Here is a 26,790-nt window from a genome sequence, read left to right as displayed (position 1 = left end):
ACGATGTCCGCGACTCCCACCCGCTCCGGCGCGCCGGTGAGCCCGTCCGCCGACGGCTCCGGCGCCCGCCCCGGATCCGGCACCGTGCCCCACGATCACGCGCCGGCGCCCACCGGCCGGTCGACCTCCGCCGAGGACGCGACCGGCCGGGGCGCCGGCGCCGCGTCGCGCCCGCGCCGGGCCCGCCGTCCGCGCGGGCGGGGGCGCCCGGCCGGCGAGCGCCCCGCCACCGGTCCGGCCGTCGACACCGCCGAGGCCGCCGCCCTGCGCGAGCGGCTCGGCGCCGTCTCGCTGCGCGACGAGCAGCGCCTCGGGCGCAGGCTCGACACCGCCGTCCGGCTCCGCGACGCCGAGGCCCGCGACCGCGACATCGCCGCCCTCGGCAAGGCCGTCGACGAGGCCGAGCAGCGCCTCGCCCGCCGCGCCGACGCCGTCCCGACCGTCACCTACCCGGAGGCGCTGCCGGTCAGCGCCCGCCGCGCGGACATCGCCGCGGCCATCCGCGACCACCAGGTCGTCGTGGTGGCCGGGGAGACCGGGTCGGGCAAGACCACCCAGATCCCGAAGATCTGCCTGGAGCTGGGCCGCGGCGTGCGCGGGCTGATCGGGCACACCCAGCCGCGCCGGCTCGCCGCCCGCACGGTGGGCGCCCGGATCGCCGAGGAGCTGGGCTCCGAGCTGGGCGACAAGGTCGGCTGGAAGGTCCGCTTCACCGACCAGGTCGGCGAGAACACGCTGGTCAAGCTGATGACCGACGGCATCCTGCTGGCCGAGCTGACCGGCGACCGGATGCTGCGCCAGTACGACACGCTGATCATCGACGAGGCCCACGAGCGCAGCCTCAACATCGACTTCATCCTGGGCTACCTCACCCGGCTGCTCCCCCGCCGCCCCGACCTCAAGGTCGTCATCACCTCGGCGACGATCGACCCGGAGCGCTTCGCGCGGCACTTCGCCGAGGCCATCGGCGCGCCCGTGCCGATCGTCGAGGTCTCCGGGCGCAGCTACCCGGTCGAGGTCCGCTACCGGCCCGTCGTCGACCCGGACGACCCCGACGCCGACCCCGACCGCGACCAGCTCGACGCCATCGGCGACGCCGTGGCCGAGCTGTCCCGCGAGGGCCCCGGCGACATCCTGGTGTTCCTGCCCGGCGAACGGGAGATCCGCGACGCCGCCGACGCGCTCGGCAAGCGCAACCTGCGCGCGACCGAGGTCATCCCGCTCTACGCCCGGCTGTCGGCCGCCGAGCAGCACCGCGTCTTCCAGCCGCACGCGGGGCGCCGGGTCGTGCTGGCCACGAACGTCGCCGAGACGTCGCTGACGGTCCCGGGCATCCACTACGTCATCGACACGGGCACGGCCCGCATCTCCCGGTACTCGCGCCGGTTGAAGGTGCAGCGGCTGCCGATCGAGAAGGTGTCGCAGGCCAGCGCCAACCAGCGGGCCGGGCGCTGCGGCCGCGTCGCAGACGGGATCTGCATCCGGCTCTACGCCTCCGACGACTTCGACGCCCGCCCGGAGTTCACCGAGCCGGAGATCCTGCGCACCAACCTGGCCTCGGTCATCCTGCAGATGATCTCGCTCGACCTGGGCGACCCGGCCGAGTTCCCGTTCGTCGAGCGGCCGGACGCGCGTTCGGTCGCCGACGGCGTCGCCCTGCTCACCGAGCTGGGCGCGCTCGACACCGCATCGCCCGGCCCCGAGCGCAGGCTGACCCCGGTCGGCCGGTCGCTGGCCGCGCTGCCGGTCGACCCGCGCCTGGGCCGGATGCTCGTCGAGGCCGACCGCACCGGTTGCCTGCGCGACGTCCTGGTGATCACGGCCGCGCTGTCGGTGCAGGACCCGCGCGAGCGCCCGGCCGAGCAGCGCCAGGCCGCCGACGCCAAGCACGCCCGGTTCGCCGGCGAGTTCACCGCGAACGACGCCACCCTGGATGCGGCCGGCTCCGACTTCCTGGCCTTCCTGAACCTGTGGCGCTACCTCGCCGAGAAGCGCGCCGAGCTGTCCGGCAACCGCTACCGCAAGCTGCTGCGCGAGGAGTTCCTGCACTACCTCCGCATCCGCGAGTGGCAGGACCTGCACCACCAGCTGCGCGCCGCCGCCCGCAGCGCCGGGATGGCCATCCCGGACGCCGCGCCCGCCACCGATCCCGACCGCGTGCACATCGCGGTGCTGTCCGGGCTGCTCAGCCAGGTCGGCATGCGCGAGGAGGAGACCGGGAAGGGCAAGTCGGCGGCCAAGCCGGCCGGGAAGCCCGAGCGCCGCGGGGCGACGGAGTACCTCGGCGCGCGCGGCGCCAAGTTCATGATCTTCCCGGGCTCGCCGCTGGCCCGGAAGGGCCCGCGCTGGGTGATGGCCGCCGAGCTGGTGGAGACCTCCCGGCTGTTCGCCCGCACCGTCGCCCGGATCTCCCCGGACTGGATCGAGCCGCTGGCCGGGCACCTGGTCAAGCGCTCGTACTCGGAGCCGCGCTGGTCGCGCAAGCAGGCCGCGGCCGTGGCCACCGAGCGGGTCACCCTGCACGGCATCCCGATCGTCACCGACCGCACCGTCCAGCTCGGCCGCACCGACCCGGAGCTGGCTCGCGAGCTGTTCATCCGGCACGCCCTCGTCGACGGCGACTGGGACACCCGCCACCGGTTCTTCCACGCCAACCGCGAGCTCCTCGACGACGCCGAGGAGCTGGAGCACCGCGCCCGCCGCCGCGACCTCGTCGTCGACTCCGAGGCCCTGGTCGCCTTCTACGAGAAGCGGGTCCCGGCCGACGTGGTCTCCGGGCGCCACTTCGACTCGTGGTGGAAGAAGGCCTCCCGCCGCGAGCCCGACCTGCTCGACTTCACCACCGACATGCTGGTCACCGACCAGGCCGGCGCCGTCGACCGCGGCGCCTACCCCGACCACGTCGAGGCGGGCGGGCTCACCCTGCCGCTGTCCTACGCGTTCGAGCCGGGGCAGCGCACCGACGGCGTCACCGTCGACGTGCCGGTGGCCGCGCTGCACCAGATCGACCAGACGCCGTTCACCTGGCAGGTCCCCGGGCTGCGCGAGGAACTGGTCACCGCGCTGATCAAGACACTGCCGAAGAACCTGCGCAGGCTGTTCGCGCCCGCCCCCGACCACGCCCGCGCCGTGCTGGGCCGGCTGCAGGCCGGGGGTGTCGAACCGCACGAGCCCCTGCTCGACGGCCTGGAGCGCGAGCTGGGCCGGATGCGGGGGGTGGAGATCCCGCGCGAGGCCTGGGAGCTCGACCGCCTCCCCGAGTACCTGACCGTCACCTTCCGGGTCGTCGACGAGCGCGGCCGCGAGCTGGCCACCGGCACCGACCTCGACGAGCTGCGCACCCGGCTGGCCCCGAAGGTCCGCGAGGAGCTGGCCAGCGCGGGCGCCGACATCGAGCGCACCGGCCTCACCGACTGGACCATCGGCGACCTGCCCCGCGAGCACCGCGTGCGCCGCGGCGCGCACGTCGTCACCGGCTACCCGGGCCTGGTCGACCGGGGCAGCACCGTCGACGTGCGGGTGTTCCCGACCGCGGCCGAGCGCGACTCCGCCCACCACCGCGGCGTGCGCCGGCTGCTGCTGATGCGCTCCCCGTCGCCGGTCAAGCAGGTCCAGCGCGGCCTGGACAACCCGGCGAAGCTGGCCCTGTCGCGCAACCCGCACGGTTCGGTGGCGGCGCTGCTGGAGGACTGCACCACCGCCGCCGCCGACGCGCTGATCGCCGCCGCGGGCGGCCCGGCGTGGGACGAGCGCTCCTACACCCGGCTGCGCACGCTGTTCGCGGCCCGCCTGGGCTCCACCACGATGCAGGTGCTGCAGGCCGTGCGCGGGGTGCTGACCGTGTGGCACCGGGTGCAGGCCGCGCTGTCCGACCTGCGCGCCCCCCTGCTGCGCGCGGGCGTCGCCGACATCACCGCCCAGCTGAACGCGCTGGTCGGTCCCGGTTTCGCCACCGTCGACGGCGCCACCCGGCTGGTCGACGTGGCCCGCTACCTGGAGGCGATCGAGCGGCGGATCGAGAAGCTGCGCGCCGATCCCGACCGCGACGCCGCCTGGACCGCCGAGGTCCGGGTGGTCGCCGACGAGTACGCCGCCGAGCTCGCCGCCCTCCCGCCCGGCGTCGACCCGAGCCCGGAGCTGCGCGACATCCGGTGGATGATCGAGGAGCTGCGGGTCGGGCTCTACGCCCACCCCATGCGCACCCGCTACCCCGTCTCGGTGTCCCGCATCCAGAAGGCGATCGACGCCCTCCCCCGCTGACGCGCCGGTCGGAGGTAGCGTGCGCGCCGTGGCGAGGATCTCGTGCTACGGACCGTTGGGAGCGGGACACGTCAACCCGACGCTGGGGATCGTCGCGGAGCTGGTGCGCCGCGGCCACGAGGTGCGCTACTGGGCCCCGACCCCGTTCGCCGACCGGATCACCGAGACCGGCGCCCGCTACGAGCCCGTCACCTCCACCTGGGAGGCGCTGGACCGCGCGGACATCCCGCAGATGCACGGGCGGGAGCTGGTCCGGGCGATGGGGATGCTGCTGGACGAGACCGCGGCGCTCGTCCCCGTCCTCGCCGACGCCGAGCCCCCCGACCTCGTCCTGCACGACGGCCCGCTGGCCTGGTGGGGGCGCATACTCGCGCACCGCTGGGGCGTCCCGTCGGTGGAGACGTGGCCGAACCTGGTGGCCAACCGGCACTGGTCGATGCGGGAGTACACCCGGATCAACCCGCTGAGCCCGCGGTTCCTGCGCACGGTCCTGCGCATCGGCCGCTACCTGCGCGGCCAGGGCATCGGCGACGTCCAGGGCTTCACCCGGGGCGATACCGCCGACCTGCGGCTGGTCACGCTGCCGCGGGCGTTCCAGTACGCGGGCGACACCTTCCCCGACGGCTACGCGTTCGTCGGTCCCTGCCTCACCGAGCGCGCCTTCCAGGGCGGTTGGACGCCCCCGCCCGGCGGCGCGCCGACGGTGCTGGTGTCGCTCGGCACCGGCTACAACGACCTCCCCGACTTCTACCGGATGGTGGCCGCGTCGGCGGCGGAGCGCCCCTGGCACGTGGTGATGGCGGTCGGCGACGTGGACCCGGCCGCGCTCGGTCCGCTGCCGGCCAACGTCGAGGTGCACGCCCAGGTGCCGCAGCTGGCGGTGCTGCGCCACGCCCGCGTGTTCGTCACCCACGCCGGGATGGGCGGCACGATGGAGGGCCTGCGGTTCGGGGTCCCGCTGGTGGCCCTGCCGCAGATGGCCGAGCAGCGCGCCAACGCCGACCGGATCGCCGAGCTCGGCCTCGGACGCGCGCTCGACGCGGCGGGCCTGACCGCCGACGCCTTCTGGGCGAGCGTGCAGGACGTCGCCCACGACGCCGCCGTGCGCGAGCGGCTGGAGTGGATGCGCGGGGAGATCGCGGCCGCGGGTGGGGCCACCGCCGCGGCGGACGGGATCGAGCGGGTGCTCGCCGGGCGGTGACCGCGCCGGTCACCGGCCCGGTGACGACGCCCGACCGCGCGGATCCGGACCGACCGGGCGGGGTAGAGCACCGGGCATCGGCGAGGGACCGGGCCCGGGCGAGGGCGGTCGTCGGGGCAGGGTCAGGACGGCATCAGCACCTCGGCGCCGGGCGACTCCACCGCCTTCGGCTTCGGAACGGCCCCGCACGAGGTGTCACTGCTCGGGACGGCGCAGGACTTCCTCTCCGTGGCCCCGGCCGTCCTCGCGGTCGCCGCCACGGCGGCGCTGCTGAGCGGCCGGCTCGCCTGGGCGGTCGCGGGTGCGGTGGCGGCGCTGGTGTTCCTCGTCGCCGAGACGGCCGAGGTGCTGCTGGCCGAGGTGGTGCAGAAGCACCGGGGCGACCCGGACGCGGAGCAGGGAGAAGCAGGGCCGGCAGGCGCGCGGACCCGCCCCGTTGATCACACCCGGCGGCCCCGGCCCGACCGGATTACCCTCCCCGGGCATGCCGCGCGCCGAACCGGTCCCGCCCGACGACTCCTTCCTGCGCTCCCTGGTGGCCCGCACCGAGCGCGCCGTGGCCGAGGCCGAGCCGCCGGCCTCGGAGTTCGACGGGGCGCCGGAGGACGTGCGCGACGCCGTCGTCGAGGCCGCCGCCGCGCTGGGCGACGAGCTCGTGGCGCTCTCCCACGACCTGCACGCCCACCCAGAGGAGTCGTTCGCCGAGCACCGCTCGGTGCGGGCGGTGGCCGACGTGCTGGCCCGGCACGGGCACGACAGCGAGATCGGGATCGGCGGGCTGGAGACGTCGCTGGTCAGCCGGGTCGGCGGGACCGGGCCGCACGTCGGCGTGCTGGCCGAGTACGACGCGCTGCCCGGGATCGGGCACGGCTGCGGCCACAACATCATCTGCTCGACGGCGGTCGGCGCGTTCCTGGCCGCCGCGCCCGTGGTCGAGCGCACCGGCGGGCGGTTGTCGCTGTTCGGCACCCCGGCCGAGGAGGGCGGCGGCGGCAAGGAGACGATGGCCAGGGCCGGCGTGTTCGACGACGTCGACGCCGTGGTCATGCTGCACCCGTTCACCCACGACATCGCGATGCACCCGTTCCTCGGGCGGCGGCAGGTCGAGATGGTGTTCCACGGGGTCGCCGCGCACGCCTCCGCGCAGCCGTTCATGGGGCGCAACGCGCTCGACGCCGCCGTCGCGGCCTACCAGGGCGTCGCCGCGCTGCGCCAGCACCTGCCCGACGGCGACCGGGCGCACGGGGTCTTCACCGACGGCGGGGCCCGGCCCAACGTCGTCCCGGACCGCGCCGCCCTGCTGTTCTACCTGCGCTCCAGCGACCCGGAGACGCTGCGCGACCTGGCGGCGCGGGTGGCCGCGGTGGCCGAGGGCGCGGCCGCGATGACCGGGTGCGGCGTCGAGCTCATCTGGGACGCGCAGCCGCCCTACCTGCCGATCCGGCCCAACCGGGCGCTCGCGCAGCGGTGGGCGGTCAACCAGCGCCCGTGCGGGCGCGCCCCGCTGCCGCCGGGGGTGGTGCCGGAGTTCCTCACCGGGTCGACCGACCTGGGCAACCTGTCCTACCGGTTGCCCGCCATCCACCCGATGATCGCCGTCTCGGAGCCGACGGGCGCCCTGCACACCGTCGAGTTCGCCGCGGCGGCGGCCTCCCCGGCAGGCGACCGGGCCGTCCGGGACGGGGCGGTCGGGCTCGCGCTCACCGCCGTCGACTACCTCGGCGACGCCGCCCTTCGCGAGGCCGTGCACGCCGAGTTCGCCGCCGCGGGCGGTCCGCTGGACGTGCCGAACTACTTCGACTGACTCCCCAGGAGGTCGTGGCCGTGCCCGAGCAGCACCCACCGCAGCCCACCGCGACCGCGGCCGCGCCGACCCGTCTCGACCGGGTGCTGAACGGCATCGAGCGCGCGGGCAACAAGCTGCCCGAGCCGTTCATCCTGTTCGTGCTCCTGACCCTGGTCGTGGCCATGGTGTCCACGGCGATGGCGGCGGCCGGCGTGTCGGTGACCGTGCCGGGCGAGGACGAGCCCACCGCGATCCGGGGCGCGTTCACCGGCGAGGGCCTGCGGTTCCTGTTCACCGGGCTGGCCGCGAACTTCATCGGCTTCCCGCCGCTGCAGACCGTCGTCACGATCATGCTCGGGGTGGGGCTGGCCGAGCGGACCGGCATGCTGGCCGCGTTGATCCGGCTCGCGTTCGGCAACGCCCGGCGCTCGGTGCTGCCCTACGCGCTCGGGTTCGTCGGCGTCTCGGGCAGCGTCATGGCCGACTCGGCGTTCATCATCATCCCGCCGCTGGCCGCGATCGTGTTCAGGGCCGCCGGACGGCACCCGGTGGCCGGGCTGATCGGCGGGTTCGCCGCGGCGGGCGCGGGCTACTCGACGTCGCTGCTGGTCACCAGCCTCGACGCGCTGTTCGCCGGGATCACCACGAGCGTGGCCCAGACGCTGCCCGACGCCGGGACGGCGGTCACGCCCGTGTCGAACTACCTGTTCAACGCGGTCTCGGCGGTCGCGCTGAGCCTGCTGGCCGGCTTCATCATCGACAAGGTCGTGGAGCCGGGGCTGGTGCGCGCCGGGTTCCCCGACCAGGAGGTCGACCGGGACGACGAGCCCGCGCCCTCCGGCGACTCGGGCGACTCCGGCGACGAGCCCCACACCGCGGTGCGCGCGGAGCTGACCGACGCCGAGCGCCGCGGGCTGCGCTGGGCGGGCGCGGCGTTCGTCGCGCTGCTCGCGGCGGTGCTGGTGCTCGTGCTGGTGCCGGGCTCGCCGCTGCGCAACGACACCGGCGGGTACCTGCCGGAGTCGCCGCTGCTGGACTCGGTGACCACGCTGGTGTTCCTGGCGTTCTTCGTCCCGGCGCTGGCCCACGGCATCGCCGCCGGCGTGATCCGGCGCAGCGCCGACGTGCCGCTGCTGATGGGCAGGGCGCTGGCCGACCTGGCCGGGTTCATCGTGCTGGCGTTCATCCTCGGCCAGTTCATCGCCCTGTTCAGCTGGACGAACCTGGGCGCCTGGATGGCGGTGACCGGGGCGCAGTTCCTGCAGGGCATCGGGCTCACCGGCTACCCGGCGATCCTCGGGTTCGTCGTGCTGGCCTCGCTGCTCAACCTGTTCATCGTCTCCGGGTCGAGCCTGTGGACGCTGATGGCCAGCGTGTTCGTGCCGCTGTTCCTGCTGCTGGGCTACGAGCCGGGGTTCATCCAGGCCGCGTTCCGGGTGGGCGACTCGGCGACCCAGATCATGACCCCGCTCAACCCGTACATGATCGTGCTGCTGACGTTCGTGCGGCGCTACCAGCCCTCGGCCGGGCTGGGCACGGTGATCGCCAAGATGGTGCCGTTCGTGGTGCCGTTCTGGATCTGCTGGGCGCTGATCCTGACGGTGTTCTTCGCCTTCGACCTGCCGCTGGGCCCCGGCCAGGGCATCCACCTCGCGCCCTAGCGGCCCCGGTCACCAGCGGTACGCGGAACGCGCGGTGGGTTCGAGCTCCAGGACCTGCAGGGCGCCGGGGGCGAGGCGGGCACGGGCGGCGGCCGCGTCGTCGGCGGTCGGATAGGCGGCGAACCGCACGACCACCCGCTCGTCGCGGACGGGCAGGGCCGTGAAGTCGTTCTCGTACGGCGCCGACCGCAGCACCACCGGCGCCACGCCCAACGCCTCCTCGACCTCGGCGGGGTCGGGCGCGGCGTCGGCGAGGTGGACGACCGCCAGCACCCGCGACGTCCCCGGCTCCCCCGCCCCCACGGGCGCCCGCTCGCCGAGCCCGAACGCCCCGGCCACCGACTCCAGCAGGAACACGTCGTCGGAGTCGATCATCGTGGCGTTGGCGGCGGCGCTGTTGGCCTTCCACACCGGGCCCGTGTAGAACGCCGTCAGCGCGGCGAGCCGGGCGGTCATGTCGTCGAACTCCCGGATCCAGACGAACCGGTCCGGGCGGGCGGGCTCCCGGAACGTGCCCACCACCCGGGCCCCCAGCTCGTCCTGCGACTCGACGAACTCCCGCTCGAACAGCTCCACCAGCTCGTCGCGCCGGCCCGGGTGCAGGGTGTACTGCCGCAGTTCCACGATGCTCACGCGCGGACCGTAACCGGCCTCCCCTGACAAGGTGCGTCAGCGAACCCGCGCGCGACATGAACCTCTTGGGGGTTCTCCGGCGCGGAGAGCCCCACCAGGTTCATGTCGCGCGCGGGTTGTGCGGAACGGGCCCGCCGACCGGGGTGCGTGCGACAAGCTCGCCCGATGGGCGGGGTACCGGGGTGGCCGGTGGCGTTCCGCGGCTCGGCCGCGGTGGCAGCGGGGCTGGTGACGTGGGACGTGCTGCGAGGGCCGCGCTACCTGCGCATCCTCCCCGACACCTACGTCGACGCCCGCGGCGGGGAGCCCGACTTCGCCCTGCGTTCGCACGCGGCGTACCGCTACGTCGAGGGCCGGGGCGCGCTGGCCCTGCACTCCGCGGCCGAGGTGCTCGGGGCCTCCTGCGGGCGGCCCGACGGCCCGGCGGAGGTGTTCGTGTGGGCCGACCGGCAGCTCCGCCATCCCGGGTTGACCGTGCGCCACACCCACCCCGGGCCCGACGACCTGGTCGAGGTCGGGAGCGTCCTCGTGACCTCACCGCGGCGCACCGCGTACGACCTCGCCCGTCGGGGCGGCCTCGTGCAGCGCGTCACCGCTGTCGACGCACTGGCCAACGCGCACGGGTTCGAGCCGGGCGAGCTGCTGCGGTTCGCGGCCCAGCACCCGGGCACTCGCGGCAACCGCGATGTGCCGAAGGTGCTGGCGCTCGCCGATAGGCGTGCGGGCTCGCCGATGGAGAGCCGGCTGCGCATGGTCATCGTGCTGGGCGGCCTACCGCGCCCCGAGGTCCAGTGGGTCGTGCAGGACGAGGTGGCGCGGCGCGCGCTCTGGCTCGACCTGGCCTACCCCGAGCACCGCATCGGCATCGAGTACGACGGCTCCGTCCACACCGCACCGGACGCCGTCCTGCACGACATCGCCCGGCACACCGCCCTGCTCGACAAGGGCTGGCGGGTCTACCGCTACACGAAGCACGACGTCCTGGACCGCCCCGACCGCATCGTCGACCAACTCCGCCGCGCCCTGGCCCGCGCGACATGAACCTCTCGGGGGTTCTCCGGCGCGGAGAGCCCCACCAGGTTCATGTCGCGGACCGCGCCTTCGTCCGCTCGACGATCCCGTGCAGCGTGGCCCGGGCGCCGTGCTCGTGCAGCGACGCGAGATGGCGCCGGTAGGTGGAGGCGAACCTCTCGTCGTCGACGAGGTCGCCGAACAGCTGCCGGTTGCGGATGAAGGCGAGCGGGTCGTCGCGCTGGCCGCGGGCGATCGGCACCAGCGTGTCGCGGAGGGGGTCGACGACCTCGATGGGCTCGCCCTGCTCGTCGACGCCCTCGGCGTAGCGGGCCCACGACGCGACGATCGCGACCGACAGCTCGATGTCGCCGCCGTGGTCCAGGTTGTGCCGGATCACCGGCAGCAGCCACTTGGGGATCCGGTCGGAGCTCTCCGCGCACAGCCGGGCGACCGTGTCGCGCACCTGCGGGTTGGCGAAGCGCTCGATCAGCTCCCGCTTGTAGGCGCGCAGGTCGATCCCGGCGACCGGCAGCAGCGTCGGCGTGGCCTCCCGGTCCATGTAGGCCAGCAGGAAGTCGGCGAACTCCTGGTCCTGGCAGACCTCGTGCACGAGCCGGTACCCGGCCAGGTAGCCGAAGTAGCACAGCGCCTGGTGGCTGGCGTTGAGCAACCGCAGCTTCATCAGCTCGTACGGTTCGACGTCCGCCACGACCTGGACCCCGGCGTCCTCGAAGGGGGGCCTGCCGAGCGCGAACCGGTCCTCGAGGACCCACTGGCAGAACGGCTCGCAGACGACCGGCCAGCGGTCCTCGACGCCGAAGGACTCGGCGATGCCGGCGCGGTCCTCGTCGGTGGTCACCGGGGTGATCCGGTCGACCATGCCGTTGGGGAAGCGCACCTCCCGCTCCACCCAGTCGCCCAGCTCCTCGTCGCCCGATTTCTCGCCGCGGAGCCGCGCGAAGGCGCTGAAGCTCCGGCGGGCGGCGTCGCCGTTGCCCTGGATGTTGTCGCAGGACAGCACGGTGAAGGGCGGGAGGCCGCGCTGCCTCCGCCGGACCAGGGCCTCCACGACCAGGCCGAAGGTCGTCGTCGGGGTGGCCCCGGGCTCCAGGTCGTGCACGACGCCCGGGGCGTCGGCCTGGAACTCGCCGGTCACCGCGTTGAAGTTGTAGCCGCCTTCGGTGACCGTCAGCGAGACGATGCGCGTCTCCTCGCTCGCCATCCTCTCGATCACCGCCTCCGGGTCGTCCGGGGCGAGGAGGTAGTCCACGATCGAACCGATCACCCGGGCGTCCTGCGAGCCGTCCGGGCCCTTCTCCACGAGCGTGTAGAGGAAGTCCTGGGCGACCAGCGCATCGCGCATGCGCCGGTCGCCCGGCAGCACCCCGACCCCGCAGATCCCCCACTCCAGCGCCTTGCCCTCGTTCATCAGGCGGTCGAGGTACATGGCCTGGTGGGCGCGGTGGAATGCGCCGACGCCCACGTGCACGATCCCGGCCCGGACCGCGCCCCGGTCGTACCGGGGCACGGCCACGGACGGGTGCAGCGCGGACAGCGCGGCCGCGTTCAGGGGCCCCACTACTTGATCGCTCCCAGCGAGAGGCCCTGGACCAGCTTGTCCTGGGCGGCGAACCCGGCGATGAGCACCGGCAGCGACACCACGACGGCCGCGGCGCAGACCTTGGCCAGGAACAGGCCCTGGCTGGTCACGAAGCTGGTGAGGAACACCGGGGCGGTCTGCGCCACGGTGGCCGTGAGCACCCGGGCGAACAGCAGCTCGTTCCAGCTGAAGATGAAGCAGATCAGCGAGGTGGCCGCGATGCCCGGCGCCACCATCGGGATCACGATGGTGCGCAGCGTGCGGGGCAGCGAGCAGCCGTCCATCGACGCCGCCTCCAGCACCTCGCCGGGCACCTCGGCCAGGAACGAGCGCATCATCCACACCGCGATCGGCAGGTTCATCGAGGTGTAGAGGACGACCAGCAGCCAGATGTTGTCCAGCATCCCGATGCCCTGGGCGATCAGGTAGACCGGCAGCAGCCCGGCCACCACCGGCAGCATCTTGGTGGACAGGAAGAAGAACAGCACGTCGGTCCACTTGCGCACCGGCCGGATGGACAGCGCGTAGGCCGCCGGGATGGCCAGCAGCAGCACCAGCAGCGTCGACAGCACGCTGGCGGTGACCGAGTTCAGCAGCGGCGGCCACGGGCTGGCCCCGGTGGTGGAGCCGAAGAAGTTCGCGTAGCCCTCCAGGCTCAGCGGCGCGAACAGCGAGGGCGGGTTGGTGGCCGCGTCGTTCTCGTTGTGGAACGAGGTCAGCACCATCCACAGCACCGGGGCGACGAACAGCAGCCCGACGATCCAGGCCAGCAGTCCGAGCAGCATGCCGGAGCGGTTGCGCCGCGGCGGGGCCGTGGCGAGCCGGGACGGCGTGGCCGGTGGTGCGTCGATCGTGGCGGTCATGATCGTCCTCCCGCGGGAGCCGGTGCGTGGGCGGTCATCGGGAGCCCTCCTCGCGGAACAGCGACGACACGGTGCGCAGGGCCAGCATCGCGATCAGGATGGTGCCGATCACGACGACCACGCCGGCCGCGGAGGCCCGGCCGTAGTCCTGGGCGTTGTAGAAGGTCTGGTAGATCGTGTACGGCAGGTTCGCGGTGCCCAGCCCGCCGGAGGTGATGGTGAACACCGCGTCGAAGTTCTGCACGATGTAGATCGATCCGAGCAGCCCGCCCAGCTCCAGGTACTGGCGCAGGTGCGGGAAGGTCATGTACCGGAAGGTCTGCCAGTTCGAGCAGCCGTCGATCTTGGCCGCCTCCATCACGTCGTGCGGCTTGCTCTGCAGGCCGGCCAGGATGATCAACATCATGAACGGCGTCCACTGCCAGACCAGGGCGGCCACGATCGAGCTCAGCGGCCAGGTCGAGATCCAGTCCGGCTGCACGGCGTTCTCGCCGAACAGCCCGGTGAGCAGGCCGTTGAACAGGCCGTACTCGGGGTTGTAGAGCGCGTGCTTCCAGACCAGCGCCGCCGCCACCGGCACCACCAGGAACGGCGTGATCATCATGGTCCGGACGAGGCCGCGGCCGAGGAACGCCCGGTCCAGCAGCAGCGCGATGAGCAGCCCGAGGACCAGGCTGATCAGCACCACGGAGACGGTCAGCACGATCGTGGTGATGATCGAGTCGCGGGTGTTGACGTCGGTCAGCACCCGGGCGAAGTTGTCGAACCCGGCGAAGCCGCGCTCGTCGGGGTAGTAGGCGTTCCAGTCCATGAACGAGATGACCAGGGTGCCGACGAACGGCAGCTGGGTCACGATGATCAGGAAGATCAGCGCCGGCAGCAGCGGCGCCCGGCGGGCCCAGTCCCCGGCGCGGCGGGCGGACCGCCCGTCGCCGGGCCGGTCCGCGGTCGCGGCGTCCGACCGGGGTTCCAGCGCGGTGCTCATGACTCGCCCTCCTCCAGCCGCGAGCGGTACCGCTCGGCCACGTCCTCGGCCAGTTCCTGGCCGCGGTCCAGCGCCTCGTCCACGGTGACCAGCCCGGCGATCGCCGAGCTGACCGACTGGGACACCTGGGTGCCCAGGTCGGGGAACTCCGGGATGCCGACGAACTGGATGCCGAGCGCCGGGCGCGGCTGGACGCCGGGGTTGCGCGGGTCGGCGGCCTCGATCGCGGCCTTGGTCTGCTCGGCGAACGCGCCGGCCTCGGCCAGGTACTCCGGGTTCTCGTAGGTCGACGCCCGCTTGCCGGCCGGCACGTCGGACCAGCCGACCTGCTCGCCGACCAGCTGCTCGTACTCCTTGCTCGAGGCCCAGGAGATGAACTCCCACGCCGCGTCCTGCCTGGTGCTGGCCGCCTGGATGCCCCACGACCAGGCGTAGAGCCAGCCGGCGCTGTCGGTCTCGACGACCGGGGCCGGGGCGTAGCCGATCTTCCCGCGGACCGGGGAGTCGGCCGCCTCCAGCGAGCCGGCCGCCGACGTGGCGTCGTACCACATCGCCGAGTTGCCCTGGATCAGGTTGTTCAGGCACTCGGTGAACCCGGCCTGCGACGCGCCGGTCTCGCCGTACTCGCGGACCAGGTCGACGTAGAACTGCACGGCCTCGCGGAACTCCGGCGCGTTCACCTGCGCCTGCCAGTCCTCGGTGAACCAGGTGCCGCCGAAGGTGTTGACCACGGTGGTCAGCGGGGCGAAGACCTGCCCCCAGCCGGGCTGGCCGCGCAGGCAGATCCCGGACATCCCGGGCTCGGCGCCGTCGACCCGGGCGGCGATCTCGGCCACCTGCTGCCAGGTCGGGTTGGCCGGCATCGCGACGCCGGCTGCCTCCAGCACGTCCTTGCGGTACATCAGGAACGACGACTCGCCGTAGAACGGCTCGCCGTAGATCTGGCCGTCGTCGCCGGTCAACGACTCGGTCATGGGGCCGAGGATGTCGGCCTGGTCGAAGTCGGGGTCGGCGTCGATGTGCGGGCTCAGCGGGGCGATCCACCCGCTCCGGGCGTAGATCGGGATCTCGAAGTTGCTCAGCGAGGCCACGTCGTACTGGCCCGCCTGGCTGGAGAACTCCTGGCTGATCTTGTCGCGGACGTCGTTCTCCGGCAGCACCGTGAAGTTGACGGTGATCCCGGTCTCGGCGGTGAAGTTCTCCGCGGTCAGCCGCTGGAGGTCGACCATCTGCGGGTTGTTCACCATCAGCACGTTGATGCTGTCGGCGCCGCCGTCACCGCCCCCGCCGCCGCCCCACCCCGCGCAGGCGGTGCTGGTCAGCATCACCACCGCCAGCAGCGCTCCCCGTAGTCCGGCCCGCTTCATCGCGCTCCTCCCGGGATCGACGGGAAAGCGCTCAGATGAGCACCGCCCCGATCACACGATCAGAGTGTGGCAACGCTCACCAGGAGTCAATGCGTCGTGCAACAATGGGCGAAGAAGCGCTCAAATGAGCAGGGGGTCGCCGGTGGTCACAGCAACGGGCGGGCCGCGCGGTCCGGCCCACCTCGTGCTCACGGCCGCGGTCGCCCGCCGCTACTACCTCGACGGCCGGTCCAAGGTGGAGATCGCCGAGGAGTTCGCGCTGAGCCGGTTCAAGGTCGCCCGGCTGCTCGACGACGCCCGCGCCAGCGGCATGGTGCGCATCGAGATCGGCCACCCGGGCGCCATCGACGTCGACCTGTCCTCGCAGCTCATGGCCACCCTCGGGCTCACCCACTGCGTCGTCACCGACACCCCGGAGGACGACCCGGCCACGCTGCGCGAGCACCTGGGCGCCGCCGCCGCCGAGCTGCTCGCCGAGGTCGTCACCCCCGACGACGTGCTCGGGCTGTCCTGGGCGCGCTCGGTGAGCGCGATGGCGACCGCGCTGCGCAGCCTGGCCACCGTCCCCGTCGTGCAGCTGACCGGCGCGCTCGCCCGGCCCGACGTCGACGACAGCTCGATCGAGCTGGTGCGCGAGGTGGCCAGGGTCTCCGGCGGGCCGGCGTACTTCTTCTACGCGCCGATGGCCGTGCCCGACGCGGCCACCGCGCGGGCCCTGCGCCGCCAGCCCGAGGTCGCCCAGGCGTTCTCCCGGATCGGGTCGGTGACGATCGCGCTGGCCGGGGTGGGAGCGTGGGCGCCCGAGCAGTCGACGCTCTACGACGCGACGAGCGAGGCGGAGCGCTCCGCGCTGGCCGAGCAGGGGGTGTGCGCGGAGATCTCCGGGGTGCTCGTCGACGCGGCGGGCGAGCCGGTCCGCTCCGCGCTGACCGACCGCATGATCGGCATCACCGCCGCGCAGATGCGCGCGGTCGGGGAGGTCATCGCGATCGTCTACGGGCGGGCGAAGGTCGACGCCGTCCTGGCCGCGGTGCGCGGCGGCATGGTCAACAGCCTGGTCACCCACTCCACGCTGGCGGAGGCGCTGATCGATGCCGTCCGGGCCGGGGCGCCCGGCGTGAAGGGGGCGGGGTGAAGGCGGCCGCGGAGATCCCCCTGCACGGCGGCACCGCGAACCGCGGGCGCGTGCACCGGGTGGGCGACACGGTGCGCAGGCCGCTGCGGCCCACCAGCGCCGCGACCCACGCCCTGCTGCGCCACCTGCAGGACGTCGGCTTCGAGGGGGCGCCGCGGGTGCTGGGCGTCGACGGCGAGGGCCGCGAGGTGCTCAGCTACGTGCCCGGGGAGGCGGTCACCGCGCCCGCCCCGGCGTGGGGCCTCACCGACGCGGCGCTGGTCAGCGTGGGCCGGCTGCTGCGCCGCTTCCACGAGGCAGCGGCCGGCTTCGACCCCACCCCCTACACCTGGTCGCACGCGGTGCCCGCGCCGTTCGACGGGGCCGGCGTGGCGCACAACGACCCGAACCTCGACAACGTCGTCTTCCGCGACGGGGTGGCCGTCGCCCTGATCGACTTCGACCTGGCCGCGCCCGGCGCGCCGCTCTGGGACGTGGCGGCCGCGGCCCGGCTGTGGGCACCGCTGCGGGCGCCGGTGGACGTCGCCGACGCGCGGCGCTTCCGGGCGCTGCGCAGGCTGCGGATCCTGGTCGACGCCTACGGCCTGGACGAACGCGGCCGGGCCGACCTGCTGACCGCGGTCCTGGACAACCACGAGTGGATGTGCGAGATCGTGCGCACCGGCGCCGCGGCCGGCGTGCCGGGCTTCGCCGAGTACTGGACGCCCGACGCCGTCGAGCGCAACGCGCGGGCCCGGCGCTGGCTGCACGACAACGCCGACGCCGTCGCCGCGGCGCTCGCCTGAGCGCGCCCCGGCGCGTCAGCCCAGGACGGCGGCCAGGCAGCCGAGCGGGATCGCGGCGACGACGACGCAGCCGACCAGCCAGGCCCGGACCCTCCCGGTCGTGCGGGCCCGGGCGCCGGCGACCCCGAAGACGAGCGCGGGCAGGGTCGCGGCCAGTGCGCCCCCGGCGATGAGCGCGACGAGGCCGAGCTCGCCGTAGGCGAGGGCGAAGACGCCCATCATGAACGCGAAGCCGATCGTCGGCAGCGCCATGACCGCGAGCAGCGCGACACCGGCGATGTGGGTCGCGTCGGTGCGCGGGCGCGGGGCGGGCGGCGGGACGTACAGCGTGGTCATGGCGGTGACGCTAGGGGCGCGGACGCGGCCGGGCATCCGTGGAGCTACTGAGCGGTAACCGCGTCGGCCTCGACCTGCAGCACGCGGTCCAGCCCGGCCAGCGCGAGCATCCGGCGGGCCGGGCTGCCCTCGGGGGTGTGCACCCGCACCGGTCGGTCCGCGCTGCGGGCCAGCTCGGCGAGCAGCGCGATCCCCGCGCTGCTGACCCAGCACTCCCGGCCCAGCACGAGCGTGACGGTGCCGCTGCGGCCCAGCTCGGCGAGCAGTTCGGCGCGGACGTCGGCGACCCCGGCCAGGTCGAGGTCGCCGTCGACGTGCAGCCGGACGCCGTCCGACCCGGTCCGCCTGCGCAGGCTGGCCCCGACCAGCGGCGCCGGCGCCTCCTCCACGGGCTCGGACGGGTGCGCCGGGGAGGGGAACCGGGACCCCGGTGGCGCGTCCAGCGGGACCGCGGGCACCCGGAACCGGACGGTGGTGCCGTCGGGACCCGGCTCGACGGCCAGCTCCTCGGCGATGTCGCGGATCAGCGACAGCCCGCGGCCGCGGAAGCCGGGGTCCTCCGGCGGGGGCCGCCAGTGCCCGCTGTCGCGCACACGCACGTCCACCGCGCCGCCCGGCAACCGGTCCAGCTCGACGTCCACCCCCGCGGGCTCGGCGCCCAGGTAGGCGTGCTCCACGGAGTTGGTGACGGCCTCGCCCAGCGCGAGCTGCAGGTCGGTGAGACCGCCCTCGCCCATCCCGATCATCTGGCACCAGGCGCCCACCGCCCGGCGCAGCACACCCAGCTGCTCCGGCTCGGCGGCCAGCCGCAGCCGCAGCGGCCCGGGCAGCAGCCGGGCCAGCACGAACGCCACGTCGTCCGGGGCGGAGCGGTCGGCGATCATGCGGTCGAGCAGCTCGTCGGCGACCTCCTCCGGCGGGCCGTCCAGCTCGCCCAGCACCGCGGCCAGCCGGTCCAGGCCGCGGTCGACGACCTCGTTGCGGCGCTCGAACAGGCCGTCCGAGCAGAGCAGGACGGTCGCTCCGGGCTCCAGGTGGTCGGCGGCCTCGGCGTAGGGCGGGCGCCCGGTCACCCCCAGCGGGGTCCCGCGGCCCTCGGTGAGCCGGCGCACCGCGCCGTCCGTGCCGACGACCAGCGGCGGCGGGTGGCCCGCGCACGCGTAGCGCAGCTCGCCGCTGCCCAGGTCGAGCACGGCGCAGGCCACCGTGCTCGCCCGCGCCCCCGTCACCCGGCGGGCGAACAGGTCGAGCTGCTCCAGCGCCCCGGCCGGGCCCTGCCCGTTGACCAGGTTGGCGGCCAGCGCGCTGCGCAGCTGGCCCATCACGGCGGCCGCGGCCGGACCGCGGCCCACCACGTCGCCGACGACCAGGGCGATCCGCTCGCGCCCGCCGTCGGGCAGCTCCAGCACGTCGTACCAGTCGCCGCCGGCCTCGGTGCCCGCGGTGCCCGGCAGGTAGCGCGGGGCCAGCGCCAGCCGGTCGAGGGCGGGCAGCTGCTGGGGCAGCAGGCTGCGCTGCAGGACGACCGCCATCTCGTGCTCGGTCTGGTGCAGCTGGGCCCGGGCCACCGCCTGCGCGCACTGGCCGGCCAGGGTCAGCACCACCGCGCGCCGGTACTCGTCGTAGGCGGGCGCGGTGTCGAACCGCAGCCCGAGCACGCCGATCGCCCGCCCGCCGACCAGCAGCGGCGCGACCTTGTGGACCGGGTAGACGTCCTGGTCGCCGCCCGCGGTCCACATCGGCTCCCCGGTGCGCAGCGTCTTCCACAGCGGGTGGTCGGCATCGCTGGGCAGATCGCCCGGTGCCTCCTCGGGGTCGTAGCCCTCGACGGCCATCGGCTGCAGCTGCCCGCCGTCGCCGACCAGCAGGACCACCGCCGAGCGGGCCCGGGTGCCGGCGACGGCGTGGGTGACCGCCACCTGCGCGACGGCGTCCAGGCCGACCGCGCGCGACAGCGCGGTGGCCACCGCGCTCAGCCGCTCGGCCGCGCGGCGGGCGGAGGTCTCGGCGCGGAACAGATCGGCCCGGTCGAGGGCCTGCGCGGCCAGCTCGACCGCGGCCACGGCAGCCTCCCGCTCGTCGTCGGCGAAGTCGTGCGGGCCGGCGAAGCCGACCCCGACCACACCCAGGCAGCGGTCGCCGACCAGCAGCGGGACGAACCCCAGCGCGACCATCCCGGCCCCGCTGACCACGGGCCAGGTGCGCGCGTCGGTCCGCAGCCACGTGCCCTCGTCGGGGATCCAGATCGGCTGCCGCGCCCGGTACGCCCGCGACGCCGGGATGTCGGCCCGTCGGGAGAGGTGGTCCCAGCTGCGCGGGACCTGGTCGGTCCAGCCGTGCCGGGCGATCAGCCGCAGCGGGCCGTCGCCCGCCGCCGACCACACCCCGACGAACCGGCAGCCCAGCAGGGTGGCCAGGTGGTCGGCGGCGATCGCGGCCACCTCCTCGGAGGTGACCGCCGCCGACATCCGCGCGGTGGCCCGGTGCAGCAGGGCCAGCCGCTGGCTGGCCGCCCGCTCCTGCTCCAGCAGCCGGGCGTTGTCGACCGCGACACCGGCCCGCCTGCCGATCTCCACGACCAGGTCGAGGTCCTCGGCGTCGAAGGCGACCCGGTCGACGGTGCGGTCCAAGGCGACCAGGCCGAGCACCCGCCCGCCCGCGACGAGCGGTGCCACTACGCCCGAGCCCACGTCGAGGGGGTGGTCGGGCCCGGTGACGACCAGCCGCGCGCGACCGGTGGCCGCCACCTCGCCCAGCAGTCCCAGGTCGCCGGGGAAGGACCGCAGCGCGGGCTCCGCCCCCGGGTCGGCCGCGGCCACCGCGCGCAGGGCGGGGGTGCCCTCGGCGCGGTGCTCGTGCACGCGCGCGAGGTCGGCAACGCCGTGCTCGACCAGCGTCCTGGCCAGCGCCCGGAACCGGCCGACGGCGCTGCGCTCGGCGTCCAGGGCGGTGGCGACCTCGGCGAAGAGCAGGTTGCGCCGGCGCTCCCGGTGCTGGGCGTCGACGTCGAGGCAGCCGCCGACGAACCCCGTCGGGTGCTCGTCGGGGCTGACCGGCGCACCGCGGTCGAGCACCCAGCGGTGGTGGCCGCTCGCGTGCCGCAGCCGGTACTCCACCTCGAACGCCGCCCCGGTGGTCGTCGCGGCCTCGCGCACCGACCGGTAGCGCTTGCGGTCGTCGGGGTGGATGCGGTCCTGCCAGGCCCGGCCCAGCTCGACGGCGGCGTCGGCGGTCCCGGTGAAGTCCAGCCAACCGCGGTTGACGAACTGCCGCTCGCCGCTCGCGTCGTCCACCCAGATCAGCGCGGGCGTGGCGTCGGCCATCGCCCGGAACCGGCGCTCCGCGGCCCGGCGGGTGCGCCCCAGCTGCAGGTGGCTGCCCACCCTGGCGACCAGCTCCCGCGCCGAGAACGGCTTGACCAGGTAGTCGTCGGCCCCGGCGGCCAGGCCCTGGACCGCGGCCTCCTCCCCGGCGCTGGCCGAGACGAGCACCACCGGCACCCCGGCCGTGGTCGGGTCGGCGCGCAGCGCCCGCACCAGGCCCAGACCGCCGGGGCCGTCGTCGGGTCCGGGCAGGGCGACGTCGGCGACGATCATGTCGGGCGGGTCGGCGGCGGCCGCGGCCAGCACCTGGGCGCCGTCCGCGACGACCTGGACCTCCCAGTGCTCGGACAGCAGCCGGGCGATGTAGGCGCGGATGTCGGGGTCGCCGTCGGCCACCAGCACCCGCCCGCCGGGCGCGCCGCTCGGGGAGAGCAGCTCGGGCACCGCGGGCTCGTCCGGCTCGGCGCCGGGGAGCCAGCGCCGGGCCTCGGCCAGGAACGGCTCGGCGATCTCGCTGGCCGAGCGCGGCCCCGGCTCGGGCGCGGGGCCCAGCGCGTCCACCGGGAGGTGCGCCAACCCCAGCGGCAGCCGCACGATGAACACGCTGCCGATGTCGACGGTGCTGGTCACCTCGACGGTCCCGCCGTGCAGCTCGACCGCCTGCCGCACGAGCGCAAGCCCGATGCCGCTGCCCTCCGCCGAGCGCGACGGCACGCCGCGCACCCGGTGGAACCGGTCGAACAGCCGGTCCAGCTCCTCCTCCGGGATGCCCACCCCGGTGTCGATCACCCGCAGCTCGGCGTGCTCGCCGTCGGCGCTGACCTCGACGCGCACGCCGCCGTCGAAGGTGTGCTTGACCGCGTTGCTCAGCAGGTTCAGCACCACCTTCTCCCACAGCTCCGGGTCGACCCAGACCGGGCGGGGCAGCGGGGGGCAGTCGATGTCCAGGATCAGCCCGGCCCGCTCCGCGGTCGAGCGGAACAGCCCGGCCAGCTCCCCGGTGACCGCGCCCAGGTCGACCGGCACGAACGCGCCCGCGACCCGGCCCGCCTCCAGGCGGGAGACCTCGAGCAGGTCGTCGACGAGCTTGAGCATGCGCGCGGCGTTGCGCTCCAGGACGTCCACGTCGGCGCGCAGGTCGGGCGGGACGCGGTCGCGCAGCTGCTCGACCGGGCCCAGGATCATCGCCAGCGGGGTGCGGAACTCCTCGCCGAACCCGGCGATGAACCCGGTGCGCGCCCGCTCCAGCTCGGTCATCGCCGCCGCGCGCCTGCCCCGGGCCTCCGCCGCCCCCGCGGCGGCCACCGCCGCCGCCACGTGGTCGACGACCAGCTGCAGGAAGGAGCGCTGGTCGGCGTCGAACGGCAGCGCGGGCGGCACCCCCAGCAGCACCCCGAGGGCCGGACCGCCGTCGGCCCCGGCCACGACGGCGCTCGCGGCCACCGTCGAGCGCACCCCGCGCCCGCTGACCAGGCCCCCGGGCAGCTCCACCATCGTGAACCCGACGGCGCCGGGAGCGGGCAGGTCGGGGACCCGGTCGCCGAACCCGGCCGCGGCCACCAGCCGCGGGCCCTCGCGGTCGGGGGTGTGGCGGTAGAGCGCGGCGAACGGGACGTCCCACTGCGCCGTGTCGAGCACCGCGGCGACCTGCTGCAGCACGCGCTCGACCGAGCCCGCGTCGCGGCCGGCCTCGGCCAGCCGGGCCAGCAGCCGCAGCCGCCGCTCCCCCACCACCCGCCGGGTCGTCTCGCTGGTGATGTTGAACACCCCGGCGACACGGCCGTCGGCCGTGCGCAACGGGCTGAACGAGTAGTTCCAGTAGGTCTCCTCGGCGAACCCGTGCCGGTACATGACCAGCCGGTCGTCCTGGCGGCCCTGCGGCTCGCCGGTGCGCACCACGCGCTCCAGCAGCGGCCCGATTCGGGCCCAGATCTCCGGCCACACCGCGCGGACCGGCGCCCCGAAGCCCTCCGGGTGCTTGCGCCCGGCCCCGGGCACGTAGGCGTCGTTGTAGAGCAGCGCGAAGTCGGGGCCCCAGCACACCGCCAGCGGGTGCGTGGACCCCATCAGCAGGTCCATGGTGGAGCGCAGCTCGGGCGGCCACCCGGCCACCGGGCCCAGCACGCCGATCGGTCCGTCGCCGGCCAGTATCCGGGCGATCTCACCGTCCTCGGGGCGGGTCACGCCGCCACGATGCCCGATCTCGGTGACCGGCGGCCACGGGGGTCTACCTGCGGCTGGTTGCCCACTAGCGGTGGGCGTCGAGCCAGGCCCGCAGGTCGGCCAGCGGGCGCTCGCGCTCCGGCTCGTTGTAGATCTCGTGCCACAGGCCCTCGTACCAGTGCACGGTCTTGTCGGGGGTGCGCAGGGCGCCGTCCAGCGCGCGGGTGCCCGCGGGGTCGGTGAGGACGTCGAGCTCGCCGTGCTGCAGCAGCACGGGGATGGTCAGCTCACCCGCCCGGTCGACCAGCGCGAAGCCGTCGAGCAGGGCCGACATCAGCCCGAGCGTCGGCTTGCCCTGGTGGACCAGGGTGTCGCCGCGGTAGGCGGCGACCACCTCCGGGTCCTTGCTGATCTTGGTCACGTCGATGCCGACCGGGCGCAGCCGCCCCCCGACCCGGGACAGCAGCCGCAGGGCCGGCACGGCCGCCGCCGGGACCTGCCCGCTGGCCAGCGCGGGCGCCGAGAGCACCAGGCCGCGCAGGTCGTCGGGGTGGTCCAGGGCGTAGGCCAGGGCGATCTGCCCGCCCATGCTGTGGCCGAGCAGGAACACCGGCAGCCCCGGGTGCAGCGCCACCACGTGCCGGCGGAACGCGTCGAAGTCGGCCAGCCAGTCGGCGTAGCCGTCCAGGTGGGCGCGGCGGCCCCCGGAGTGGCCGTGGCCGCGGTGGTCGAGCCCGTAGACGGCCCAGCCGTCGGGGCGCAGCGCGTCGACGACGTTGCCGTAGCGCCCGGCGTGCTCGCCCAGGCCGTGGCAGATCAGCAGCACCCCGCGCGGCTCACCGGCGGGCAGGTGGCCGCGCCAGTAGAGGCGCACGCCGCGGGCGCCGTCGAGCCTGCCGTCGACCTCCCGGGGCTCCCCCGGGGCGTCGCCGCCGTCGGGCACCGCGTCACTCGCGCTCACCGCTACCTCCCGGATGGGTGCTGCTCCCCGCCGCCGTGCAGCAGGTCGGCCACGTCGGGGAACTCGGTCCCGGCGTCGTCGTGGTCAGTCTGGGCCAGCGCGGACTCCAGTTCCACGTCGCGGCGCACCTCGGTCTCCTCCGGGACCACCAGCAGCGCCGCGAACGGCGCGCAGCCCGCCGCGGCCACCGAGAGCCCGTACTCCCCGGCCGGGACGTCCTCGATGCGGTAGCCGCCGTCGACGGCGGAGTCGACGGCGTCGACGATCTCACTGTCCTGCACGAGCGTCACCCGGGCACCGGCGATCGGCCCGTCCTCGCCGAACACGACACCCGCCACCGACGCCGACCGGGCCAGTGCCACCTCGGCGTCGATAGGGCCGTCGGCGACGGTGATCGCCACGGCCACCGACTGGTGCCCCGGCGCGCTCGCCACCAGCATGTACACCCCCGGGCGGGGGGCGTCGACGGTGCCGGAGCCGTCGGCGCCCGCGGCGCCCGCCGCGGCCCGGCGGCCCCGGTCGTCCAGCAGCGCCACGGTGGCGCGGCCGACCGCGGCGCCGTCGTGCCCGGCCACCCGGAAGCGGACCGGCTGCGCGGCCCCGTCGGGCTCCGGCTCCGGCCCGGGGGCCAGCGGGCTCGCCAGCGACACCACCGGAGCGCTGTCCGGGCGCAGCCTCGGGTCGGCGTAGCCGAAGGTGCGCAGCAGGGCCAGGTCGGCGGCGGCCTGCTCGGCGGCCTGCTCGGCGGGCGAGCGCAGCGGGCGGCGCCGGGGCGGCGGCTCGGTGCGGGTCGGATCGGCGTCCGCGGCCCGGGTGGCCGGCGGCAGGACCGGGGACCGAGTGGCCTCGGCTGGCTCGACGGGCGTCATTCCGACCTCGCGTGGGGCGGGTGGGGGGAGCGCGGCCACGGACGCGCCCCGGGCCTGCGGGGGTCCAGCCTCCCACCCCCGCGGAGTCCACCTGTCGGGTGTGGTGGGCGGGCGGGACGCGGGGGGTGCCGGGGCGGGAGCGACGGCGGTGACCGGTCCGGGCGGTTCCGGCGCCCGGACGAGCGGTTCGGGCCGCCCGGGCCGCCCGGGCCGCCCGGGCCGCCCGGGCCGCCCGGGCCGCTCGGGCCGCTCGGGCCGCTCGGGCCGCTCGGGCCGCTCGTCGGCGGGAGCCTCGGTGGTCGCGATCGGGGGGTCGACGGCCGGGACCTCGTCGACCGGCACCGGGACCTCGTCGACCGGCACCGGGACCTCGTCGACCGGGGCCGGGCCCTCGTCGACCGGGGCCGGGCCCTCGTCGACCGGGGCCGGGGCCTCCTGCGCCGGGGCGGGGGCGTCGTTCGCCCGCGACGGCGCCTCGTCGACCGGGGTGGGGGCCTTGTCGACCGACACCGCGAATTCCTCGGTCGGGACCGCGATCGGGAGCGGGGGCGGCGCGGTCGGAGGCTCGGGCTCGGGCTCCGGGCGGACCGGCTCCGGGCGCGCCACGTCCGCGGCGGGCGCGGCATCCGTCGGACCCGGCGGGGTCTCGTCGACGACGACCGGGGCCGGGGTCTCGTCGACCGACGCCGAGGCCTCCTCGGTCGGGACCGCGATCGGGAGCGGGGGCGGCGCGTCCGCGGCGGGCGGGGTGGGGTCCGGCTCGGTGGGGCGGGCCTCGGCGGCGGCGACGGCGCGCAGCCCGACCGGGGGCGCGGAGCCGCCCGCACCGTCCGAAGTGGACTCCTGGGCCGGATCGGGGCGCCTGCCCCCGATCGGGGGCACGGCGGTGAGCCTGCGCGGGGGCGCCGAGCCAGCGGGCTCGGCGGCGGGCGGACCGTGACCCGGGACCAGCCGCACCGCCCCGGTCGACCGGCCGTTCCCTGCGGTCTGCGCGGCCCGCTCCGCGCGGACCTCGGACTCCGCCTCGACCTCGGCGTCCACCTCGGACCAGTCGGCCCAGCCCGACCAGACGGTGTCGTCCGCGTCGTCCGCGTCGTCGGGGTCGGTCCACTCGGGCGGGGCGGCGACCTGCGGGGCGGCGGTCGGGGGCGCGAGCCGGGGGACGTACGCGGTGGGCGAGCCGGCCGAGGCCGTCATCAGCGCGGCGCGCCGCCACGGGGTGTCGTCGCCGGTCAGCTCGGCGGCGTCGGCGGGGCGCGGGGCGTTCTCCGCGGCGGGGGCGCGCCGGGCGGGCGGCTCGACCGGGCGGCGCGCGGCGGGCAGCTCGATCTCGTCCGGGGCGTCCGCCTCGGGCGGCGGGACGACGGTGGGCGGGCGGGCCGGGGTGGCCCGGTGCCTGCCGCCCTCGGTCGGGTCGGTCGGGTCGGCCCGGTCGTGGCGGTCGGGCTCCGCGCCGGCGACCATGGGCGGCCCGTCATCGGTGCCGGGCCCCTCGGGGCCACCCGGATCGGCGGCGGGGTCCGCGGCGGGATCCGCACCGACGATCTCGGCCGGTTCGCGCGCGGCCGCGGCCGCGCGCGTCGCCCGCAGCTCGACCAGCTCGGCCACCGTGCGCGGACCCCGCGGCCGGGCGGCACGGCGGCGCCGGACGACGGTGACCGCGATGAGGACGGCGAACGCGACGAGCAGCACCGCCACCCCGAGGACGGCGGCGAGGACCGGCGGGCTCATCGCTGCCCCCCGCCGCGCCCGGCCGCTGGTACCACCGAACGCGCAGGCTCGCTCATCGCTCTCCTCCCGACCGAACGACGGCGGCGTGTGATCGAGAACCTAGCATTGGCCCACGCC

At 75.5% G+C, this 26,790-nt stretch carries 17 protein-coding genes; 7 read left to right on the top strand and 10 right to left on the bottom strand.

Features of this window, described 5'->3' with window-relative positions; genetic code table 11:
• The first annotated feature begins 3 nt into the window (after positions 1-3).
• Positions 4-4,260 (top strand): ATP-dependent RNA helicase HrpA, encoded by a 4,257-nt coding sequence (gene hrpA / locus KDL28_RS19455; protein ID WP_252440679.1) that lies wholly within the window; start codon positions 4-6, stop codon positions 4,258-4,260.
• 28 nt (positions 4,261-4,288) lie between these two features.
• Entirely contained in the window at positions 4,289-5,461 is a 1,173-nt protein-coding gene (locus KDL28_RS19450; RefSeq protein WP_252440677.1) for a macrolide family glycosyltransferase, read from the top strand.
• Between the two features lie 195 nt (positions 5,462-5,656).
• Here KDL28_RS19450 and KDL28_RS19445 read toward each other — a convergent pair whose 3' ends face one another.
• Entirely contained in the window at positions 5,657-5,836 is a 180-nt protein-coding gene (locus KDL28_RS19445) for a hypothetical protein (protein WP_252440675.1), read from the bottom strand.
• Between the two features lie 109 nt (positions 5,837-5,945).
• Here KDL28_RS19445 and KDL28_RS19440 point away from each other — a divergent pair, with 109 nt between their 5' ends.
• Both KDL28_RS19440 and KDL28_RS19435 read left to right on the top strand, forming a co-directional pair.
• Positions 5,946-7,265 (top strand): amidohydrolase, encoded by a 1,320-nt coding sequence (locus KDL28_RS19440; RefSeq protein WP_252440673.1) that lies wholly within the window; start codon positions 5,946-5,948, stop codon positions 7,263-7,265.
• 20 nt (positions 7,266-7,285) lie between these two features.
• Positions 7,286-8,908 (top strand): AbgT family transporter, encoded by a 1,623-nt coding sequence (locus KDL28_RS19435; RefSeq protein WP_252440671.1) that lies wholly within the window; start codon positions 7,286-7,288, stop codon positions 8,906-8,908.
• 9 nt (positions 8,909-8,917) lie between these two features.
• Here KDL28_RS19435 and KDL28_RS19430 read toward each other — a convergent pair whose 3' ends face one another.
• Positions 8,918-9,541: an NIPSNAP family protein gene (locus KDL28_RS19430; protein ID WP_252440669.1), complete on the bottom strand. Its 624-nt coding sequence runs from the start codon at positions 9,539-9,541 to the stop codon at positions 8,918-8,920.
• A 165-nt stretch (positions 9,542-9,706) separates the two neighbouring features.
• On the opposite strand from KDL28_RS19430, the gene KDL28_RS19425 reads away from it, so the two are divergent.
• A complete protein-coding gene (locus KDL28_RS19425) occupies positions 9,707-10,582 on the top strand; it encodes a DUF559 domain-containing protein (RefSeq protein ID WP_252440668.1) in 876 nt (291 codons plus the stop codon).
• A 40-nt stretch (positions 10,583-10,622) separates the two neighbouring features.
• On the opposite strand, the gene KDL28_RS19420 is transcribed toward KDL28_RS19425, so the two are convergent.
• Genes KDL28_RS19420 through KDL28_RS19405 form a run of 4 tightly spaced genes read right to left on the bottom strand, consistent with a single transcriptional unit; the run spans position 10,623 to position 15,370 of the window.
• A complete protein-coding gene (locus tag KDL28_RS19420) occupies positions 10,623-12,134 on the bottom strand; it encodes a mannitol dehydrogenase family protein (protein WP_252440667.1) in 1,512 nt (503 codons plus the stop codon).
• Entirely contained in the window at positions 12,134-13,018 is an 885-nt protein-coding gene (locus KDL28_RS19415; protein ID WP_372497017.1) for a carbohydrate ABC transporter permease, read from the bottom strand. The genes KDL28_RS19420 and KDL28_RS19415 overlap by 1 nt, the downstream gene beginning before the upstream one ends.
• Before the next feature lie 34 nt (positions 13,019-13,052).
• Positions 13,053-14,003 carry a carbohydrate ABC transporter permease gene (locus tag KDL28_RS19410; protein ID WP_252440666.1) on the bottom strand — a complete coding sequence of 317 codons (951 nt, stop codon included), beginning with the start codon at positions 14,001-14,003 and terminating at the stop codon, positions 13,053-13,055.
• Positions 14,000-15,370, bottom strand: coding sequence for an ABC transporter substrate-binding protein (locus KDL28_RS19405; protein WP_252440664.1), 1,371 nt, complete (start codon positions 15,368-15,370; stop codon positions 14,000-14,002). The genes KDL28_RS19410 and KDL28_RS19405 overlap by 4 nt, the downstream gene beginning before the upstream one ends.
• Before the next feature lie 124 nt (positions 15,371-15,494).
• Here KDL28_RS19405 and KDL28_RS19400 point away from each other — a divergent pair, with 124 nt between their 5' ends.
• Positions 15,495-16,505 (top strand): sugar-binding transcriptional regulator, encoded by a 1,011-nt coding sequence (locus tag KDL28_RS19400; protein ID WP_252440662.1) that lies wholly within the window; start codon positions 15,495-15,497, stop codon positions 16,503-16,505.
• A complete protein-coding gene (locus KDL28_RS19395; protein WP_252440660.1) occupies positions 16,502-17,290 on the top strand; it encodes a phosphotransferase in 789 nt (262 codons plus the stop codon). Before KDL28_RS19400 ends, KDL28_RS19395 begins: the two co-directional genes overlap by 4 nt.
• Positions 17,291-17,305: 15 nt before the next feature.
• Here the strand turns inward: KDL28_RS19395 and KDL28_RS19390 are convergent, their stop codons facing one another.
• The 4 genes from KDL28_RS19390 to KDL28_RS19375 all read right to left on the bottom strand — a co-directional run bounded on the left by KDL28_RS19390 (position 17,306) and on the right by KDL28_RS19375 (position 26,673).
• A complete protein-coding gene (locus KDL28_RS19390; protein WP_252440658.1) occupies positions 17,306-17,626 on the bottom strand; it encodes a hypothetical protein in 321 nt (106 codons plus the stop codon).
• Between the two features lie 44 nt (positions 17,627-17,670).
• Positions 17,671-23,133 (bottom strand): SpoIIE family protein phosphatase, encoded by a 5,463-nt coding sequence (locus KDL28_RS19385; RefSeq protein WP_252440656.1) that lies wholly within the window; start codon positions 23,131-23,133, stop codon positions 17,671-17,673.
• A 64-nt stretch (positions 23,134-23,197) separates the two neighbouring features.
• Entirely contained in the window at positions 23,198-24,073 is an 876-nt protein-coding gene (locus KDL28_RS19380) for an alpha/beta hydrolase (RefSeq protein ID WP_252440654.1), read from the bottom strand.
• A gap of 2 nt (positions 24,074-24,075) precedes the next feature.
• Positions 24,076-26,673 carry a carboxypeptidase regulatory-like domain-containing protein gene (locus KDL28_RS19375; RefSeq protein ID WP_252440652.1) on the bottom strand — a complete coding sequence of 866 codons (2,598 nt, stop codon included), beginning with the start codon at positions 26,671-26,673 and terminating at the stop codon, positions 24,076-24,078.
• Positions 26,674-26,790: the final 117 nt, after the last annotated feature.

Source organism: Pseudonocardia humida, assembly GCF_023898865.1.
In the GTDB taxonomy this organism is placed as follows: Bacteria; Actinomycetota; Actinomycetes; order Mycobacteriales; family Pseudonocardiaceae; genus Pseudonocardia; species Pseudonocardia humida.
Note: the sequence above shows the minus strand (reverse complement) of the source record. Positions and strands in the feature narration are given on the sequence as shown.